18 protein-coding genes are annotated in these 17,775 nt (G+C 62.4%); 13 read left to right on the top strand and 5 right to left on the bottom strand.

The window, feature by feature from the left end; translation table 11 throughout:
- Nucleotides 1-17: 17 nt before the first annotated feature.
- Nucleotides 18-863 carry a M90 family metallopeptidase gene (locus tag ACHHRT_RS06125; RefSeq protein ID WP_395498777.1) on the top strand — a complete coding sequence of 282 codons (846 nt, stop codon included), beginning with the start codon at nt 18-20 and terminating at the stop codon, nt 861-863.
- Here the strand turns inward: ACHHRT_RS06125 and ACHHRT_RS06120 are convergent.
- A complete protein-coding gene (locus tag ACHHRT_RS06120) occupies nt 820-1,962 on the bottom strand; it encodes a M20 family metallopeptidase (protein ID WP_395498775.1) in 1,143 nt (380 codons plus the stop codon). The two genes, ACHHRT_RS06125 and ACHHRT_RS06120, sit on opposite strands and share 44 nt — an antisense overlap.
- Nucleotides 1,946-2,485 carry a GNAT family N-acetyltransferase gene (locus ACHHRT_RS06115; protein WP_395498773.1) on the bottom strand — a complete coding sequence of 180 codons (540 nt, stop codon included), beginning with the start codon at nt 2,483-2,485 and terminating at the stop codon, nt 1,946-1,948. The genes ACHHRT_RS06120 and ACHHRT_RS06115 overlap by 17 nt, the downstream gene beginning before the upstream one ends.
- 205 nt (nt 2,486-2,690) lie before the next feature.
- On the opposite strand from ACHHRT_RS06115, the gene ACHHRT_RS06110 reads away from it, so the two are divergent.
- The 5 genes from ACHHRT_RS06110 (at nt 2,691) to ACHHRT_RS06090 (ending at nt 8,114) form a co-directional block, all read left to right on the top strand.
- On the top strand, nt 2,691-5,204 hold the full coding sequence (locus ACHHRT_RS06110; protein ID WP_395498771.1) for a flagellar assembly protein A: 2,514 nt from the start codon (nt 2,691-2,693) through the stop codon (nt 5,202-5,204).
- 36 nt (nt 5,205-5,240) lie between these two features.
- A complete protein-coding gene (locus ACHHRT_RS06105; protein WP_395498769.1) occupies nt 5,241-5,645 on the top strand; it encodes a CBS domain-containing protein in 405 nt (134 codons plus the stop codon).
- A 10-nt stretch (nt 5,646-5,655) separates the two neighbouring features.
- Nucleotides 5,656-6,423 (top strand): hypothetical protein, encoded by a 768-nt coding sequence (locus tag ACHHRT_RS06100; RefSeq protein ID WP_395498767.1) that lies wholly within the window; start codon nt 5,656-5,658, stop codon nt 6,421-6,423.
- A gap of 266 nt (nt 6,424-6,689) precedes the next feature.
- Nucleotides 6,690-7,805, top strand: coding sequence for an Opr family porin (locus tag ACHHRT_RS06095; RefSeq protein ID WP_395498765.1), 1,116 nt, complete (start codon nt 6,690-6,692; stop codon nt 7,803-7,805).
- 123 nt (nt 7,806-7,928) lie between these two features.
- A complete protein-coding gene (locus ACHHRT_RS06090) occupies nt 7,929-8,114 on the top strand; it encodes a hypothetical protein (RefSeq protein WP_395498763.1) in 186 nt (61 codons plus the stop codon).
- A gap of 18 nt (nt 8,115-8,132) precedes the next feature.
- Here the strand turns inward: ACHHRT_RS06090 and ACHHRT_RS06085 are convergent, their stop codons facing one another.
- Genes ACHHRT_RS06085 through ACHHRT_RS06075 form a run of 3 tightly spaced genes read right to left on the bottom strand, consistent with a single transcriptional unit; the run spans nt 8,133 to nt 10,586 of the window.
- A complete protein-coding gene (locus tag ACHHRT_RS06085) occupies nt 8,133-9,260 on the bottom strand; it encodes an SPL family radical SAM protein (RefSeq protein ID WP_395498761.1) in 1,128 nt (375 codons plus the stop codon).
- Complete coding sequence (locus tag ACHHRT_RS06080) at nt 9,253-10,218, bottom strand: P-loop NTPase (RefSeq protein ID WP_395498759.1); 966 nt, start codon at nt 10,216-10,218, stop codon at nt 9,253-9,255. The genes ACHHRT_RS06085 and ACHHRT_RS06080 overlap by 8 nt, the downstream gene beginning before the upstream one ends.
- Before the next feature lie 5 nt (nt 10,219-10,223).
- Complete coding sequence (locus ACHHRT_RS06075) at nt 10,224-10,586, bottom strand: hypothetical protein (protein ID WP_395498757.1); 363 nt, start codon at nt 10,584-10,586, stop codon at nt 10,224-10,226.
- A gap of 283 nt (nt 10,587-10,869) precedes the next feature.
- Between ACHHRT_RS06075 and ACHHRT_RS06070 the strand changes: the two genes are divergently transcribed.
- From ACHHRT_RS06070 to secA, 7 genes are all read left to right on the top strand, one after another.
- Complete coding sequence (locus ACHHRT_RS06070) at nt 10,870-11,055, top strand: indolepyruvate ferredoxin oxidoreductase subunit alpha (protein WP_395498755.1); 186 nt, start codon at nt 10,870-10,872, stop codon at nt 11,053-11,055.
- A gap of 150 nt (nt 11,056-11,205) precedes the next feature.
- The gene (locus tag ACHHRT_RS06065; protein WP_395498753.1) at nt 11,206-11,628 is read left to right on the top strand and encodes a hypothetical protein; all 423 of its coding nucleotides are present in this window, start codon (nt 11,206-11,208) and stop codon (nt 11,626-11,628) included.
- Nucleotides 11,629-11,632: 4 nt separating this feature from the next.
- Nucleotides 11,633-12,787, top strand: coding sequence for an alanine racemase (alr, locus tag ACHHRT_RS06060; RefSeq protein WP_395498751.1), 1,155 nt, complete (start codon nt 11,633-11,635; stop codon nt 12,785-12,787).
- Between the two features lie 49 nt (nt 12,788-12,836).
- The gene (gene argS, locus ACHHRT_RS06055; RefSeq protein WP_395498749.1) at nt 12,837-14,501 is read left to right on the top strand and encodes an arginine--tRNA ligase; all 1,665 of its coding nucleotides are present in this window, start codon (nt 12,837-12,839) and stop codon (nt 14,499-14,501) included.
- Nucleotides 14,502-14,507: 6 nt separating this feature from the next.
- Nucleotides 14,508-14,735, top strand: a complete 228-nt coding sequence (locus ACHHRT_RS06050; RefSeq protein ID WP_395498747.1) for a hypothetical protein — start codon at nt 14,508-14,510, stop codon at nt 14,733-14,735.
- Nucleotides 14,732-15,217, top strand: coding sequence for an N-acetyltransferase (locus tag ACHHRT_RS06045; protein ID WP_395498745.1), 486 nt, complete (start codon nt 14,732-14,734; stop codon nt 15,215-15,217). The genes ACHHRT_RS06050 and ACHHRT_RS06045 overlap by 4 nt, the downstream gene beginning before the upstream one ends.
- Nucleotides 15,217-17,754 carry a preprotein translocase subunit SecA gene (gene secA, locus ACHHRT_RS06040; RefSeq protein WP_395498743.1) on the top strand — a complete coding sequence of 846 codons (2,538 nt, stop codon included), beginning with the start codon at nt 15,217-15,219 and terminating at the stop codon, nt 17,752-17,754. Before ACHHRT_RS06045 ends, secA begins: the two co-directional genes overlap by 1 nt.
- The last annotated feature ends 21 nt before the right edge of the window (nt 17,755-17,775 follow it).

The raw sequence follows: 17,775 nt of genomic DNA, 5'->3' as shown, positions 1-17,775 counted from the left end.
GGGAAAGGGCGAAAACCATGGGCAAGCGGGCCAGGGTGCGGCGGGAGCGGCTGATGTGGCGATGGTTTAAAAACTGGCGGCGGCAAAGGCTGTTGCGGCGGGCGGCCCTGCCCGATAGCCTCTGGAGCCGGGCCCTGGTCCATCCCAAGGAGCTGTTCGCCGGGCTCGATGAGCGACAACGGCAGCGGCTGCGGGAGTTGGCCACCCTCTTTCTGGCCCGGAAGGAGTTCTACGGGGCCCACGGTTTCCAGATCACCCCCTTCATGCGGGTGGCCATCGCCGCCCAGGCCTGCGTGCCGATCCTCAACCTCGGTCTGGAATCCTATGCCGGCTGGACTTCGATGGTGATCTACCGGGACAGCTTTGTCGCCCCTCGGGAGGAGACCGATGAGGACGGTATCGTCCACAGCGGCCAAGAGGTGTTGGCCGGAGAATCGTGGGCCGGCGGGCCGGTGGTGCTCTCCTGGGCCGATTGCGCCCCGGGGGCCTATCCCCACGGTCCGGCCGGCAATGTGATCATTCATGAGTTCGCCCACAAGCTCGATATGGGCAGCGGCACGGTCAACGGCACTCCGCCGCTGCCCCGCGACATGGATGGGGGGGAGTGGGACGAGGTCATGGAGCAGGCTTATCAGGGGCTGCGGGCCGATCTGGATGATGGGGTCGAGCCCCCGCTGGACCCCTACGCCGCCCAGGACCCCGGTGAATTTTTCGCGGTTTGCAGTGAATATTTTTTCATGGCCCCGAGCCACCTGCGCCGAATTCTGCCCGAAGTTTACCGCCAGTTGACCCTCTATTACCGGCGGGACCCCGCCGGATTTAGAGCTTTTCCGCGGCCAGACAGAGGGCCAGATAGATCTTGACGGCGGTGAGAACCTCGCTCAGGGAGGTATGCTCCTCGGGGGTGTGGGCCACCTCCAGGGCGCCGGGGCCCAGAATCAGGGGATTGACCCCGGCCTGGCGGAAAAGGTTGCCGTCGGAATGGGAGCGGAAGGAGTCCTGGCTCCAGGGGATCTGGAGCTGGCCATAGGTTTGACGCAGTTGCTCGGTGAGGGGATTGTCCAGCTCCAGGCGGTAGCCCGGCGCGGAAAAATTGCACTCAAAATCCAGGTCCAACTCGGGAATCAGGGCCGGCGCCCCGGCCACCCGATTGCGGATCGCCGCTTCCACCAAGTCCGGATCCAACTGGGGAGGCAGATGCAGGTCGATCCAGGTTTCACAGCGGTCGGGGACCACGAAACCGGCCCGGGACGAGCTCATTTCCCGAATTGAATAGACGATCTGGGAGTTGCTGCGGTCGAAGAGGGGATCGCGCCCCAGATGGAGCAGGACCCGCAACATCGATTCCACCGCGTTGTGGCCCAGTTCCGGCAGGGAGGAGTGGGTCTGGCGGCCGCGCGTGGTGAACACCGCCTCCAGGTAGCCGTAGTGGGCGAAGTTGGGGACCAGGCCGGTGGGTTCGCCGATCACCACCCAGGGGGGGCGATAGCTCTCCAGAAAGGCGGCGCTGCCGTCGCCGTTCTCCTCCTCACCCACCACCAGAAGCAGGCCCACCGGCGGGCGCTGCTCCTGGGGCAGCACCTTGGCCAGGGTAAGGAAGGCGGCCACCATGGCCGCGCAACCGCCCTTCATGTCGGCGCTGCCCAGTCCGTAAAGACGATCGTTTTCCCACCGGGCCCCGTACTCCTCGAGGTCCCAGGCGGCGATGGTGTCGACGTGGCCCACCAGGTAGAGCTTGGGCTCCCGCCAGCCCAGGGGGACCACCAGATTACAGCGTTTCTCCTCCACCTCCTGCCGGTGAACGGCGAAGCCGCCGGCCTGCAGGGTCTCCTCCAGATAGAGTTGGATATCCTCCTCCTTGCCGGAGGGGGAATAGATGTCGATCATCTCCACCAGCAGCCGGCGCAGGCTCTCCTGGTCGATGGACTCCCACAGCTGACGCGGATCAGGGGTTGGCGGCATCCGGCTTCTCTTCCTTCTTTTTCTTTTTTTTCTTGGCCCGGCGATCCAAATTCAAGGTCATGTAAACATGTTCCTGGATGTTGCCGAAGCCCAGCTTGGTGAAAAAATCGATCCCCGCCCGGTTGTCGGCGTCGGTATCAACGATGATCATCCGCACCCCCTGGGCCCGCATCCGTCGTTTCATCTCCTTGAACAGATTCTGTCCCACCCGCAGTTTTTGGGCCTTGGGGCAGACCCCTAGCCAGACCAGGTAGCCGTATTTCCAGGCGGAATGATGTTTGTCCACCGTGGTGCCCAGGGCGAAGCCGACGATTCGGTCGCCGCTTTCCGCCACCAGGCAGAGTTCCGAGTCACTGTTGAACATGGAGATAACTTCATACTCGTCCCAGGTGCGGTAGAGGCTGGGGGAATATTCGGCGGTGAAGATCAATTCGCCGATGTGGAAAACCTCGGCCAGGTCATCCACGCCCATGGGCCGGATGCAGAGAGATTCCCGGTGGTTGATTTGGTTGCAAGTAGGCATGTTCCCGACAGATTTGGCAGGGGTTGGCGGTTGGGGTGGCGCAATCTTCTTTGCTGCTGGGTTTCTTCGGCTGTCCTCCACTTTACCACCATGTCGGTGGTGGTGAAAGTTAAGAATGGATGCATATTGCTTGAAATGTTGGGGTTAAAATGGGCATATAGGCAAGAGATGAAAGAAATGTCGATTTGGCGGCGGGGGATGATCCATGACGGAAAATGGCGCAAAGGAAGCGGAGCAGGGGAGGAAAGAGGAGGAGGCCCGCTTTGCCATCCAGATCCGGCCCGATCGGATGGCGGTGCATCTGGAGATTACCTACTGGCCCCGGGGTGGGGATCAAAAGTTTGGTGTGGCCGCCCTGCGGGAGGAGCTGAGCCAGCGAAAGGTGGTGTTCGGCTACGACGACGCCACCTTGGAGCAGGCGGTGGCGGAGGTGCGGCGACTGGCGGCGACGGGGGGTCGTGATAAAATTCTGCTGGCCCAGGGCCGACCCGCCGTGGATGGCGGCAATGGCCGTCTGGAATACCGGGTGGGGGAGGGGGCGGTCAACTCCGATCCCGCCGGGGCCGATCTGGTCCGGCCCGGCCAGGTGATCGTGGCCCGGATTGCCGCCGAATCGGGCACGCCGGGACAGAATGTGTTCGGCGAGGAGGTGGCCCCCCGCCCCGGCCATGAGCCTTCCCTGGCAGTGGGCGAAAATGTGCGTTTGGATGATGAGGGCCGCTCTTACCTGGCGGAGATTTACGGACGGGCCACGGTGGCCGGCGGTCTGGTCGCGGTCAGCCCCCTGGTGGAGATCGCCGGCGACGGGATGAGCGCCTGGCTGCCGATCTCTCCCAAAATGGCCGATGGCAGTCTTTTGCAAGTGGATGATTTGTTGCACAGCCTGAAGGTCGCCGGGGTGGTCCACGGGGTTTCCGAGGGGGCGATTCGAGCGGTGCTGGAGCAGGAGGTGGCCCTGCCCCGCTTTCTGGTGGCCAAAGGCGATCCGCCGGTGGATGGCCGGGATGCCGAGGTGAATTTCGCTTTCACCCTCAACGAAGAGGATCCCCTGCGGATCGATCGGACCCGTCAGGCCGGTAAGATTGCTTCCACCCCCCTGCGCAAGAGTCTGCTGCTGGGGGGGGAGACGGTGGCGGAAAAAAAACCGGCGGTGCCGGCGCTCCCCGGCCGCCGGGTGACCGGGGAGAGCTTCGGCGGCCGCGAGCCCCGGGATATCCCCCTGGTGGCGGGGGAAAACGTGGTTGAGGTCGGGGAGGGGCCGACCCTGGTGGTGGATAATACCCTGGTGGCCGGTTACGCCGATTACCGGGCCGGGGTGGTGACGGTGATCGACCCTCTGCAGGTTAGTGAGGACGAGATGCGGGCGGTGCTGGAGGTCCACCCCCCGGATGGGCAGGGCCGCCGGTTGACCGGTGAGTTGCTGCTCAAGCTGCTGGCCGATCACCGGGTCACCCACGGGGTGCGCAAGGAAACGATTCGGCGGGCCGTGGATCACGCGGCGTCCAAACGGCAGGTGCTGCGGGTGGTGGCGGCAGTGGGCCGGGAGCCGGTGGACGGGGATGACGCCGCCATTGAGGTGTTGGTCAGGGCCGGGAAAAGCGCCGGGCGGATCATGCAACCCACCGACAGTATCGATTTCCGGGAGCGCGATGCCATCAACTCGGTCAAGAAAGGTGAGGAGCTGGCCCGCCGGACGCCGCCGGAGCCGGGAGTGGACGGCTGGACGGTGCGCGGTATCCCCTTGCCGGCCAAGCCCGGCACCGATATCCAGTTTCAACCCCAGCCCAACGTAGTGATCCGTGACGACGGCTTAAGCCTGCTCTCGGATATCGACGGCATGGTGACGATCCTGGCCGATAACAAGATCGCGGTCTTTTCGGTTTATGAGGTCAAAGGGGACGTGGATTATCGGGTGGGCAACCTGGATATGGCCGGTTCCCTGATTATCTCCGGCTGGGTGCGGCCAGGTTTTACCCTCAAGGCCAGCGGCGAGATCAGGGTGGGGGGCGGCGTGGAGGATGCCACCCTGATCTCCGGCGGCGACATCCTGGTCAGCGGGGGGGTCCTCTCCCGGGGCCAGGGGCGGATCAGGTCCGGTGGCGATCTCCAGGCCCGCTTTCTGGAGTGGACCCGGGTTCATGCCGGTGGTAATATCCTGGTTCGGGACCAGATCATGCGCAGCCATGTTTTTGCCTGCGGCACCGTGGATGTTACCGCCGGCCTGGGCCGGATCCGAGGCGGGGTGGTTTCGGCGATTCATGGGGTCGAGGCCAACGAGATCGGCTCTCCGGCCGGGGTGCGCACGGTGGTAATGGTGGGGGTCAACCCCGCCCTGCGCCGCCGCCAGTTGCAGGTTGAACGGCAGTTGGCCGCCTTTGCCCGCCAGCGGGCCAAGCTGGACACGGTCCTGGGCCGCTGGCTCAATCATGGCCGCCAGGGGGCCCGGTTGCCGCCGGAGACCCAGGGTAAACTCTCCCGGCTGGCCAAACAGCGGCGGGCCCTGGTGCAGTCGGAACAGCGACTGGAGCGGCCCCGCCGGGAACTGGCCCGGGAACTGGCGGCCATCGATCCGCTAAAGGTGAGGGTCAGCGCCAGGAAAGCGGTTTTTGCCGGCACGGTGGTGGTGATCGGCCGGATCAAGCACAGGGTGCGGGAGGATCTGGCCCGGCCAGTGGTTTTCCGCCTGGATGGGGAGCGCCGGGAGGTTGCTCTTGAATAGCCCCAACAAATTGAATCGAATTGGGAGGACGCGGGTTTGATCGACATTAAGCAACTGCGGGTACGGGATCTGATGCAGCCGGTGGTGCAGACCGTGGAGCGCACCGCCTCCCTGGCGACGGCGGCCAGGATGATGCATGAGCGGCAATGCTCCAGCCTGGTGATCCTGCCGGCCGATGACGGCGACGCCTACGGGATCGTGACCCGCAAGGATATCCTCAATATCATGGTGATGGAGGTGCAGGATGAGTTTGTCTCCCAGATTGGCGATATCATGACCAAGCCTGCCATTACCGTAACTCCGGCCCTTTCCATCGAAAACTGTCTTTTGCTGATGCGGGTCACCGGTACCCGCCGCTTGCCGGTGGTGGAGGGAGATAAACTGGTGGGGATGATCAGTAATTCCGATGTCTTCAACCGCTTACTCGGCGAGTTGGGTTGAGGGGTATGAGATGATGCGTCCACCGCAGCAGCAGGGGCTTGACGATGTCATGGCCGCCGAACTCAAGCAGGAGATCGCCGGGCGTTACTTTGGCTTTCGCAAGCTGATTGAGGAGGATAGCCAGGATTACGCCCAGAAGGTGCGCGAGCATTCGTTTATCCTGGAAAAAAGGATCAGCTTCGATCTGATGCGGATCTATCTGCTGTTGCGCGATGAATCGCTGATCCAGGAGTTCATGGAACTGGTGGGGCTTAACGAACGGCTCTTCTTCGATCCCTACCTGCTGGAATCCCCCTCGCTCCAGGCGCGGGTTTTTGAGTGTCAGCGTTTCAAGGGCTGGACCAGAAAGGGCCGTTTTGTCCGTTACTTTTTTACCTGTTATGAAAACCTGGGCTTCCATGTCAAGGTGTATGACGGCAAAGTTCGAGAACTGGAAAGGATGCAGGGGGCCATCACCGAAGAGATCAAATATTTCTATCAGCAGAACAATATCAGCGCCATTATGGCCTTTTTGCGGACCCTGGGGGGCCAGCAGGCCACCGGCGCCATGCAGGGCGGGATGGAGATCGGTCTGGCCGAAGGGCTGGACAGCAAGCTGCAGATCAAGCCGCCGGCCCCGGTGGAGCAATTACTGCCAATGATCAAGCCCCTGCCGTCGGTAAACGCAATCAAACGGCCCCTGAAAAAACTGATCCTGACGGCCTACCGTCGCCAGGTTCCCCAACTGCTGGCCCTGTTCAACGAAAACAGCACCCCCTGCCCGGAACGGAACCTTTAAAGTCCGCTGTCCCGCGGCTTCATCTATTTTAGCCAACCCTCTCTTTCTCTTTCCTCACGGTTGGGTCATATCTCCGTCGCTGGCGTTAGTCTATCCTGATCAAGTTAGGTTTGACAAAAAAATCATTGACGACCGGGGCAGGATTGATTAATTAGTCACTCCTAACTTGATTGGTCCGACCTACAGGATGGGCCTGTCGGCGGCGGTTCAACTCCTGCTACGGGGGGTTGGCCAGAGATATCACCACGGAATTAGGGAGGTTGGTTATGGGACGATTGTTGGGGGGGCTGGCCCTGGCCGGTCAGTTGTTGTCGGTACCGTTGGCGACGGCGGCCGAGTCGATCCATGCGGCTTTCGCCCAGGGTGCTCTCGCCGGTCAAGTCGGGCTCTACGGCATCAGCGGCAAGGCCAGAGATGAAGAGCGGCAGGGTTTTATCAGCGGCAGGGCCTCGCTGGCATATCAGACCGCCCCCTGGCAACATTTAAGCCTGGGCTTGGGGGCTTGGGGCACCACCCGATTGCATGAAACCCGGGATGGCGACTACCGGGAAACCGTCGCCAGTGATGCTTTGATCCACCTGGCTTATCTTCACTTTGCCGGTGGAGATCGGGGCGAGCTCACCGCCGGTCGGCATCAGGTCGAGCAGGAGTGGCTAACCGACCATATCGTGGGGGTCAGCGCTCGCCTGATCCCTTTGGATAATCTGGAGTTAAGCTTCGGCTGGGCCCAGCGGCAGGCCGTGGTCGATCTTGATGAGGTCAGCGAGGGGTTTGCCAAAATGAATGAAGATAACGGGCTCTATTTTGGGGCCGCCCACTATTCTCCCTTGGCGTGGCTGACCCTCATGCCCTACTACTATCACGCGGCCGATCTTTACCGGGCCCCGGGCATGAAACTGACCGGCGCATGGGGGGTTGGGCAGCATCTGGAGGCCGCAACCATGATCCAGTATGTCCGATCCAACACCCCAGCGGGGCAGGAGGATGGCGATTTTTGGTGGTTGGAGCAGACTTTTGCTTACCAGGATTTTGGTTTCGGGGGCGGTTACATGCGAGCCCACCCCAGGGCGGGCAGTAATATCGCCGAATTTGGTGACCAGACCCCCTTCGAATATGGCGATAATATTTTCGCGGCCGATGCCCAAACCTGGTATCTGGCCTGGGAGTACGGAAGGGATGCCCTGAGCCTCTCCGCCCTCTACGGCCACACCCGCTATGCCGCCGGGACTGAAAGGCCCAGGACAAAAGAGCTGAACCTGATTGCCGGTTACGGCTGGAATCAGCACCTGGAGCTGGAGTTGATCTATGCCGCTGTGCGTAACAGCTCCGTCTCCGTGGCCGACTTCAATTCATTGAGCATGGCGCTTACCTACAGCTTTTAATTGCTCCTCCCTTTTCCTTGGGTGGGGGATCGGCATGGCTCTTTTGGGGCAAACAGGTTACACTTAGCCGTAAATCCTGTTTTTCTATTCACCCGTCCCGGGCCCTGGCCCAAAGGAGACAATTTGGCACGGATAAATTTCAACTACGAAAAACGCCAGAAGGAACTCGCTCGTCAGAAAAAAAAGGAGGAGAAACGGCAGCGCAAGCAGAATAAAAACAACCCGGAGTCCCCGGAGCAGTCAACGGTGGCGGTCACCGAAGAGAATGCCGCCGGGACTCCCCCCGCCCCCACCGACCAGTCCCAATAGGGGACTCTGTCCCCCGGTTTACCGGGGCGGCAGGGTCGCGTCCAGCATAGCGGGCAGCCCACCCCGTTCCTCCGGGGTGAAGCCGAACACCGCCTGCCAGATCGCGTCGTTTTCCATGCAGAGATAGATGCAGGTATGGCTTGCCGCCCCCCGGCTCAGCTCGTCGAGCAGCACCTGGTACATCCTGGTGCGCAGGGGGCGAAAATAGCGAAATTTTCCATCCAGGCCCGGGACAAACTCCTCATGGATGAAACGGGCTCGCGGGAAACGGCTGCTGATTACTCCCCGCAGGGCCGGTAGAAAGCGGAAAGCTCCCAGGCTGATCCAGGCAATGCTCTGGGCCGGAACCACCGCGAACAGGCGGCGGATGGTGGCCCGGTAGGCCTCTTCCCAGCCGGGGTGGCAGATAATCGGGTCGAAATGAAAGGCCAGGGGGTAGCCCCAGGCGGCGCACTGGGCGGCGGCGTTGAGCCGGGTCTCCAGGTCGGCGGTGTGCAGCTCCAGCTTGGCCATCACCTCGGCGCTGTTGAGCGACCAGGCCATGATGGTCCGGCCCCGGTGGTCCAGGTCGGCCAGGTGGTCCAGTACCACCGCCTTGGACTTCAACTCCAGCACCGCGTTGTCCCTTTGGGCCATATATTCGATCAGGGTGGCGCTGAGGCCGGTGAGCCGGTCCAGGGCCATGCTGTCGGTGAACTCGCCGGTGCCGATCCGGTGCAGGCTCCCGGGGCTGTCGGCCAGGGCCTGATCCAGTTCGCCCAGCAGGTCGTCGATATTGACGTAGAAGGAGAGCCAGGGGTTGTTGAGGTAGGCCTGGAGGATGCAGTAGGCGCAATCCATGGGGCAGTTGGCCCCGATATTGAGGACCTGGTAGTCACAGCAGCGGTACTGGCGGGTGGCGGGGCAGGGCTTGAGGAAGCGGCCCCGGTTGCGGCCCAGGTGCAGCAGGCGCTTGCCGGCGGTGAGGCTGTGGGGGTAGGGGACCGGGACTGGAGCGGGGTCGGGGCGGTCGGCCACCACCTCCACCGGTAGATCTCCGGCCCGGGCGATGATCCGCCGGGTCAGGGGCAGATCCAGGCAGGACTCCTCCACCCGGATCGCCTGGAGCCGGCGGCTGGGGTCGGCGGCGGGGAGGTTTTCAGGCATGGCGGCGGGCTTCGCCGATCAGGGTTTCCAGGCTGGGTGACGGGGCGGCCGCTTTCAGCAGCCGGTCGGTGATGGCCCGCAACCCCCTGGCATAGGGAGTGTCCGGCTGCTCCCGCAGAAAGACCTTGTTTTGCCGCACCGATTTGCGCACCGCCGGATCGTGGAAGAGCAGGCCCAAGGGCGAGCTGTTCATGGAGAGGTTTTGTTTCAGGGTGCCCTGGATCCGGCCGGCCACCCGCAGGTCTTCGGGTTGATCGGCCATGTTATAGACAAAGCGGGGGGTAAAGCGCTCCAGCCGTTGGCGGATCTGGCGGGCCAGCAAGGGGTCGTGGGCGGCCAGCAGGCCGTAAATCTCCTCGGCGGTCAGGTTGGCTCCGTCGGCTGAACGGCGATAGGCGTCCAGCAGCATTTTGCGGGTGGGCGCCCGCTCCGAGGCCAGACTGAGGATATTGGCGAAGGTGAAGTTGCGCAAGAAAACCAGGGCGTTCATCAGGGCCGGGGTGTCCAGGGTGGTGATGACGATGCCGTCCAGGGCCAGGCCGAAAAGGTTCATGGTGTTGATCGCCGAACCGGCGCCGAGATCAATGATGATGTAACGGGCCTTAAGTCGCAGCAGCTCATCCAGCAACTGCAGCCGTTGGCGGGTGGAGATATTGGCCATGAAGGGCGTTTTGCCGTCGCCGGGGAGAAAGCCGAGATTATCCACCGGAGTGGGGACCACCAGGTCGGAGAGGTTGGTCAGGCGCCGTTTCAGGAAATCGCCCACCCCCGGATTGGTGTTGGGCATTCCCAGGTAGGTGTGGAGGTTGGAGCCGCCCAGGTCCAGATCCACCGCCACCGTGGTCTCGCCCCGGCGGGCCAGGCTGATGGCCAGGCTGGCGGCGAAGATACTTTTTCCCACCCCGCCCTTGCCGCTGGCGATGGGGATGATCCGGGGACGTCCCGGCGGGGTAACCATCGTTCTCAGTGGGTCGGCACGGTGCCGAAGACCTTGCCGGCGATTATCTCCTGCCGCTCGGGTTCGGGGGCCGGCTCGATCCAGTGGATGAAGGATTCCCGCACCCGGATGTAAGCTCCGTCATCCTCCTTACACTGGTCGCAGACATTGAGAGAGTTGTCCCGGTAGATGATCACTTTGCTGGCCGGTTCGCCCTCCTTGTCCACCGCCGCCATCTTGCGGCAGCCGCAGGCCAGCCGCAGCACCGCCACCCCGACGGCATCCGGGCTGCCTTCAATGATGCCGCCGATCATCGCTTCTTCCGATTTCTCGGCGCTGATCGGCTTTTTTTGCTGCTTTTTTCCGTTTGCTTTTTTCAGTTGCTTCATGGGCTTCACCCTGGTGGGGGTTGATTTTTCTCACTCCGGAACGGTTTATCCATTGCCGTCGTGGCCAACGTACATTATATCCGGATTGGGGTCAACGGCGACCACGGCCCTCGGGGCTGCCGGTCGCCTTTTCTGTTGACAAAAAAAAGTCGGTGCATTAGAGGAAGGTGGTATTTATTTGTGTCGGTAGAAAACTGGCTGCTGGTGGAACATCTGGCGCGACAGCCTGGGTGAATCGCTTCAGTCTTACGGTAACTTATTCTGTTCAATGGAGGATCAAAACATGTGGCAAGTTGAAGTGGACAAAGACAAGTGCAGTGGTGATGAAGAGTGCGTAAACGCCTGCCCGGCTCAGGTTTTCGAGATGGTGGACGGCAAGGCTGATCCGGTTAACATGGACGAGTGCCTGGGTTGTGAGACCTGCGTGGAAGTATGCCCCGAGGGTGCCATCACCGTAACCGAGGTGTAATGTAATTCTTTATTTTGTGATTGCTGTTGCTGAATAGGCATATCCCTTTCAAACGGGGTATGCCTATTCTTGTTTATCGGCACCACTGCCGGGGCTGGGGCGCGATGTGCCTGTTTCCCCGGGGGGTAAACGAAGAGGTTGCCGCCCGTTATGCTGGCTAATGTCGTCCAACGCTGGAAACCGGGGGTTTCGGTCAGCACCCATCTGCTGGTTGCCGCCCTGCTTTGGAGTTTTATCGGCATATACCTGCTGGTCCGGGGGGTTTTGCTCTATGGTGCTGGCCTGTGGTGGCCCCCCTTGCTGGCCCTTCTGGCCGGCGCCCTGAAGGGCCACTATCTGCTGGCCCGTTCGGCCGGCAAAAATATCCTGCGGCTGCGGGCGATGAAGGACAACTCCTGTCTGGGCGCGGTCTATTCCCTGAAAATGTGGCTGCTGGTGCTGCTGATGATGCTTGCCGGCCGGGTTCTGCGGGTGGTGGGCATTCCCGAGCAGTGGGTGGCCTTGGTCTATCTGGCGGTGGGATTTGCCCTTTTCCTCTCCAGCCGCCTGTTTTGGCGGCAATGGCGGCCCTGAATCCATGGCCAGCGACCCCTACAGCAACGTGGTGGTTGACCTTGACGCTCTGCGGGGTAATTTCCTGGCCGTGCGCCGCTTGGTCGCTCCGGCCGTGCGGCTGATGGCGGTGGTCAAGGCCGATGCCTACGGACACGGTCTGGTGGCGGCGGCCGGGGCCTTTGCCCGGGCCGGGGCCGACTGTTTCGGGGTGGCGGAAGTTGAGGAGGGGGTCCGGTTGCGGCAGGCCGGGATTGCCGGTGAGATTGTGGTTCTGCTGGGGCTCCCCCCCCAGGGGATAGCCGAGGCGGTGGCTCGGGAGCTCAGCCCGGTGGTGTTCCAGCGGGCCCTGCTCGATCAGCTCTCCCGGCAGGCGGTGATTCAGGGCAAGGTGGTGGGGGTTCATCTCAAGCTTGACTTGGGGATGGGGCGTTTGGGGGTGGAACCCGCCGCCGCCGGTGAACTGGCGGCGGCAATCGCCAGCTTGCCCGGTTTGCGCCTGGCGGGAGTTCTGGCCCATTTCCCCCTGGCCGATGACCCGGGGGCGACCGAACTTTGCCGGGAGCAGTGGGAGCGGTTTCAACGGGTCGCCGCCGCCCTGCAGAATAATGGGCAGGCGGGGGAACGGCCGCTGCTGCACATGGCCAATTCGGCGGCCCTGTTCCGCTTCCCCGAAACCCACGCCGATATGGTGCGGCCGGGGATCAGCCTTTATGGTTATCCTCCAGCCGATCCCGCTCCTGTTGCCGTCGGGCAGGAGTTGAACCTGCGGCCCGCCATGAGTCTTTGCAGCCGGGTACTGCAGGTGAAGGAGCTCCCCGCTGGGCGCGGCATCAGCTATGGCCACCGTTTCATCACCACCCGGCCCACCCGGCTGGCGGTGCTGCCCCTGGGCTACGCCCACGGCTATCCCCGGGCCCTGAGTGACCGGGCCGAGGTGCTGATCGCCGGCCGGCGGGTCCCCCTGCGGGGTACCATCTGCATGAACGCCTGCATGGCCGATATCACCGAGCTGCCCGAGGTGGCGGTGGGGGATGAGGTGGTTTTCCTGGGCGGTCAGGGCGAGGAATTTATCGGTGCCGACGAGCTGGCGGCCCGGCACGATACCATCAGCTATGAAGTGCTCTGCCGCTTCGGAGCCGCCAACCGGCACCGGTTTGTGGGGGATGAGGCGGTTTAGGAATGGGTTGTTCTCTTTATAACAACAAGCATGAAAGGAACAGGTTACGATGATTAAGGCGCGGGTACGGGCCAAGGTGGATCACTGTTTTGCCCTGGGAGTGGAGCGGGGTTTGTGGAGTGAAGCTGCCGCCGGCAGTTATGCGGTGGAGGAGCCCAAACGGGCCGGGCAGGGCGATTTCGCCACCAATCTGGCCATGGTGGTGGCCGGCCGGGAGAAGCGCAACCCCCGGGAAATCGCCGCCGCTCTGGTGGAGCTGCTCACCGAAGCCACCGGCGGCGACTCGCTGTTTGCCAAGGTGGAAGTGGCCGGCCCCGGCTTTGTCAACTGCTTCCTCAAACCCCAGGTCTGGCAGTCGGTGATTCCGGAGATCAACCGGCGGGGCGCCGAATTCGGTCGCGGCACCGGCGGCCGGGGCCGCAAGGTGCTGGTGGAGTTTGTCAGCGCCAACCCCACCGGTCCCCTGAGTGTCGGCCATGGTCGCCAGGCGGTGCTGGGGGATGCCATCGCCCGCCTGCTGGAAGCCACCGGCCACGCGGTAACCCGGGAATACTACTATAATGACGCCGGCCGCCAGATGCGGGTGCTGGGCGAGTCCACCCGGGCCCGCTACCTGGAGCTGCTGGGGCTGCCTTCCACTTTCCCCGAGGATGGTTACCAGGGCGAATATATCCGTGAAATCGCCCGGGCCCTGATCGATGAACAGGGGGAGACCCTCAAGGATGAAAGCGACACCGCCCCCTTCACCAAAAAAGCGGAAGAGGTGATCTTCGCCGACATCAACAACACCCTGGCCCGGTTGGGAATCAGGTTCGACAACTATTACAACGAACACTCCCTCTACGAAAACGGCCTGGTGGATGACGTGGTCGCTTCCCTGCGGGAGAAGGGACTGGTTTATGAGCAGGACGGCGCGGTCTGGTTCAAGACCACCGCCCTGGGCCTGGAACAGGATCGGGTGATCATCAAATCCACCGGCGAGCCCACCTACCGACTCCCCGATATCGCCTACCACCGGGAGAAATTCCGCCGGGGTTTCGACTGGATGGTCAATGTGTTCGGCTCCGATCATATCGCCACCGTCCCCGATGTGCTGGCCGGGGTGCGCGCCCTGGGGTATGATGACGGCAAGGTCACCCCGGTGATTCACCAGTTTGTCACCCTGATGCGGGAGGGCCAGCAGGTCAAGATGTCCACCCGCAAGGCCAATTTCGTCACCGTGGATGAGCTGCTGGATGAGGTCGGTCCCGATGTGACCCGTTTCTTCTTCCTGATGCGTAAGGCCGACAGCCAACTGGAGTTCGACCTGGATCTGGCCACCAAGCAGAGCCAGGAGAACCCGGTTTACTACGTGCAGTACGCCCACGCCCGCCTCTGCAGCATCGCCCGTCAGGCCGCCGAGAAGGGGATGGCGGTCGGGGATGGGGAGCCCGACTTATCCCTGCTGATCGAAGAGGAGGAGCTGGCGCTGCTTCAGGCCATGGCCGGCCTGCCCTCCCTGCTGGAAAACGCCGCCCTGGCCTTGGAGCCCCATCGGATTGTTTTCTACCTGCAGGATCTGGCGGCCAAATTCCATGGCTACTACAACCGGCACCGGATCGTCGGAGACGACCCGGCTCTTAGCCGGGCTCGCCTGGCCCTGGCCGACGCCCTGCGGCAGGTGCTGGCCTCCAGCCTGGGCCTGATCGGAGTTGGCGCTCCGGAGACCATGTAGAGCACCATGGCGGCGACGCGGCGGAGCAAAAAAAAGGTGGCGGTGAAACTGGAGCTGGGCTGGGGTGGTCTGGTCAGTCTGGCGGTGGTGGCTTTCTGCATCTTTCTCTGGATGTTTCTGTTGGGACTTTGGGCCGGGCAGACGATTTTGACGCCGGTGGAGAGTGCCGCCCGGCCCGGTCTGACAACCCAGCTGCATCTTTTGGCGCGACAACCCGGGAGCGGTGAGTTATGACCCCTGATTCGTTCAAGATACGCAACGCCAGAATGGATGACGTGCGGGCGATCTACGCCCTGCTCCAGTTCTTTGCCGGCCGCAACCTGCTGCTGGGCCGTTCCCTCAGCTCGCTTTACGACCATCTGCGTGATTTCAAGGTGGCGGTGGCCGGTGAAGACCCCCAGCAGGTGCTGGGGGTTTGCTCCCTCCATATCTGCTGGGAAAATCTGGCCGAGATCCGCTCCCTGGCCATTGCCGAAAGTTACCAGGGGCGGGGGATCGGACGGGCCCTGGTGGAGCGCTGCCTGGCCGAGGCCCGCGACTTCGGAATCTCCCGGGTCTTTACCCTGACCTATCAACCGGGTTTTTTCAAGAAACTCCAGTTTTTGCCCGTCGACAAAAGTGAGTTGCCCCACAAGGTCTGGAGTGATTGTATAAATTGCCCGATGTTCCCCGACTGTAACGAGGAAGCCCTGATCTGGGACAAGGAGAAGGTTTGATGCTTGCAAATATGTTGAAAAAGATGTTCGGCAGCCAGAATGAGCGGCTGCTCAAAACCATGCAGCCGGTGGTGGAACGGATCAATGCCCTGGAGCCGGAAATCAAGGCCCTGGATGATGCCGCCCTGGTGGCCAAGACCGCCGAATTCCGCCAGCGCCTGGAGCAGGGAGCCACTTTGGATGAATTGTTGCCCGAGGCCTTTGCCGTGGTCCGCGAGGCCTCGGTCCGGGTGTTGGGTTTGCGCCATTTCGATGTTCAGTTGATCGGCGGGATGGTGCTGCACCAGGGCCGGATCGCCGAGATGAAAACCGGTGAGGGCAAGACCCTGGTGGCCACCCTGGCGGTGTATCTCAACGCCTTGGGCGGCCGGGGAGTGCATGTGGTCACGGTCAACGATTACCTGGCCCGCCGGGACTCGGAATGGATGGGGCAACTTTACACCTTCCTCGGCCTGACGGTGGGGGTGATCGTCCATGGCCTGGACGACCAGCAGCGCAAGGAGGCTTACGGCGCCGACGTCACCTACGGCACCAACAACGAGTTCGGCTTCGACTACCTGCGGGACAACATGAAGTTCCGGGTGGAGGATTTCTGCCAGCGGGAGTACAACTTCGCCATCGTTGACGAGGTGGACTCCATCCTGATCGACGAGGCCCGGACCCCGCTGATCATCTCCGGTCCGGCCGATGCCTCCACCGAGCTCTATGTCAAGGTCAACACCCTCTTGCCCCGCTTTAAGGCGGAGACCCACTTCACCGTCGATGAGAAGGCCAAATCGGTGGCCCTGACCGAGGAGGGGGTGGCCCTGGGCGAGGAGCTGCTGGGGGTGGAAAATCTTTATGACCCGCGCAATATCGAACAGTTGCATCACTTGACCCAGGCCCTCAAGGCCCACGTCCTTTTCAAACGCGATGTCGATTACCTGGTTCGGGACGATCAGGTGGTGATCGTCGATGAGTTCACCGGCCGGGCCATGGCCGGGCGCCGGTTCAGCGACGGTCTGCACCAGGCCCTGGAGGCCAAGGAGGGGGTGCGGGTGGAGCGGGAGAACCAGACCATGGCCTCCATCACCTTCCAGAACTATTTCCGGATGTACGAAAAGCTGGCGGGGATGACCGGCACCGCCGACACCGAGGCCGCCGAGTTCAAAAAGATCTACAACCTGGATGTGATGGTGATCCCCACCCATCACCCCATGATCCGGATCGACTACCCCGATGCCATCTACAAGACCCTGGCCGCCAAGTACCGGGCCATCGTCCGGGAGATCAAGGAGCTGCACGAGAAGGGGCAGCCGGTGCTGGTGGGCACCATCAATATCGATGTTTCCGAAAAAATTTCGGCCATGCTCAAGAAGCAGAAAATTCCCCACGCGGTCCTCAACGCCAAGCAGCACGATAAAGAGGCGGAGATTGTCGCCGATGCCGGCCAGCGGGGGAAGGTGACCATCGCCACCAACATGGCGGGCCGGGGTACCGATATCAAGCTGGGTGAGGGGGTGGCCGAGTTGGGCGGCCTCCATATCCTGGGCACCGGCCGGCACGAGTCGCGGCGGATCGACAACCAGTTGCGGGGCCGTTCCGGTCGCCAGGGCGACCCTGGCTCCTCGCGCTTCTTCCTCTCCCTGGAAGATGATCTGCTGCGGATTTTCGGTTCCGAACGGATCTCCGGGATCATGGATCGGCTGGGGATGGAGGAGGACGAGCCCATCGAACACAACATGATCAGCAAGGCGATCGAGAACGCCCAGCGCAAGGTGGAGGGGCACAACTTCGAAATCCGTAAGCACCTGCTGGAATATGATGACGTGATGAACAAGCAGCGCGAGGTGATTTACAGCCAGCGTCGCGAGGTGCTATCCAGCACCGACCTCAAGGAGGTGGTCTGGGAGATGGTTGAGGATCTGGTCCAGGGCCTGGTGGCCGAATTCGCCGACGAGAAGGTGCTCTCGGCGGATTGGGACTGGAACGGGCTTAACGAGCGCTGCACCATCCTCTTCGGTTTCGCCCCGGAGTGGGATGAGGAGGCCCGGGCCGATCTCAACGCCGAGCAGTTGACCGACCGCCTGCGGCAACTGCTCACCCAGCGCTATGAAGAGCGGGAGGCCCAGGTGGGGACGGAGAATATGCGCCAGCTGGAGCGGATCATCCTCTTACAGATGGTGGACAGCCACTGGAAGGAGCATCTGCTCAACATGGATCACCTCAAGGAGGGGATCGGCCTGCGGGGCTATGGGCAGAAAAACCCGCTGATCGAGTACAAGCGGGAAGGTTTTCAAATGTTTATGGAGATGATCGACCGGATGCGGGAGCAGACGGTCAGCACCCTCTTCCGGGTCCGCCTGGTGCGGGATGACGAGGTGGAGGCGATGGAAGCCCAGCAGCGCAACCGCCGTCCGCCCATGCAGTTGAGTCGGGAGGAGGCCGGGGCGCCGCGCCAGCCCACGGTGAACCGGCCCGAGGACAAGGTGGGGCGTAACGCTCCCTGCCCCTGCGGCAGCGGTAAAAAATACAAACGGTGCTGTGGCCGGCAGTAAATGATCTGATAAGAGGTGTGA

This window comes from Desulfurivibrio modestus, from assembly GCF_044068625.1.
GTDB lineage: Bacteria > Desulfobacterota > Desulfobulbia > Desulfobulbales > Desulfurivibrionaceae > Desulfurivibrio.
This window is presented reverse-complemented; position numbering and strand designations above follow the sequence as displayed.

Coding starts and splice junctions, on each gene's coding strand:
- ACHHRT_RS06125 (WP_395498777.1), top strand. CDS start 18: ATGGGCAAGCGGGCCAGGGTGCGGCGGGAGCGGCTGATGTGGCGATGG.
- ACHHRT_RS06120 (WP_395498775.1), bottom strand. CDS start 1,962: ATGCCGCCAACCCCTGATCCGCGTCAGCTGTGGGAGTCCATCGACCAG.
- ACHHRT_RS06115 (WP_395498773.1), bottom strand. CDS start 2,485: ATGCCTACTTGCAACCAAATCAACCACCGGGAATCTCTCTGCATCCGG.
- ACHHRT_RS06110 (WP_395498771.1), top strand. CDS start 2,691: ATGACGGAAAATGGCGCAAAGGAAGCGGAGCAGGGGAGGAAAGAGGAG.
- ACHHRT_RS06100 (WP_395498767.1), top strand. CDS start 5,656: ATGATGCGTCCACCGCAGCAGCAGGGGCTTGACGATGTCATGGCCGCC.
- ACHHRT_RS06095 (WP_395498765.1), top strand. CDS start 6,690: ATGGGACGATTGTTGGGGGGGCTGGCCCTGGCCGGTCAGTTGTTGTCG.
- ACHHRT_RS06085 (WP_395498761.1), bottom strand. CDS start 9,260: ATGCCTGAAAACCTCCCCGCCGCCGACCCCAGCCGCCGGCTCCAGGCG.
- ACHHRT_RS06080 (WP_395498759.1), bottom strand. CDS start 10,218: ATGGTTACCCCGCCGGGACGTCCCCGGATCATCCCCATCGCCAGCGGC.
- ACHHRT_RS06075 (WP_395498757.1), bottom strand. CDS start 10,586: ATGAAGCAACTGAAAAAAGCAAACGGAAAAAAGCAGCAAAAAAAGCCG.
- ACHHRT_RS06070 (WP_395498755.1), top strand. CDS start 10,870: ATGTGGCAAGTTGAAGTGGACAAAGACAAGTGCAGTGGTGATGAAGAG.
- ACHHRT_RS06065 (WP_395498753.1), top strand. CDS start 11,206: ATGCTGGCTAATGTCGTCCAACGCTGGAAACCGGGGGTTTCGGTCAGC.
- alr (WP_395498751.1), top strand. CDS start 11,633: ATGGCCAGCGACCCCTACAGCAACGTGGTGGTTGACCTTGACGCTCTG.
- argS (WP_395498749.1), top strand. CDS start 12,837: ATGATTAAGGCGCGGGTACGGGCCAAGGTGGATCACTGTTTTGCCCTG.
- ACHHRT_RS06050 (WP_395498747.1), top strand. CDS start 14,508: ATGGCGGCGACGCGGCGGAGCAAAAAAAAGGTGGCGGTGAAACTGGAG.
- ACHHRT_RS06045 (WP_395498745.1), top strand. CDS start 14,732: ATGACCCCTGATTCGTTCAAGATACGCAACGCCAGAATGGATGACGTG.
- secA (WP_395498743.1), top strand. CDS start 15,217: ATGCTTGCAAATATGTTGAAAAAGATGTTCGGCAGCCAGAATGAGCGG.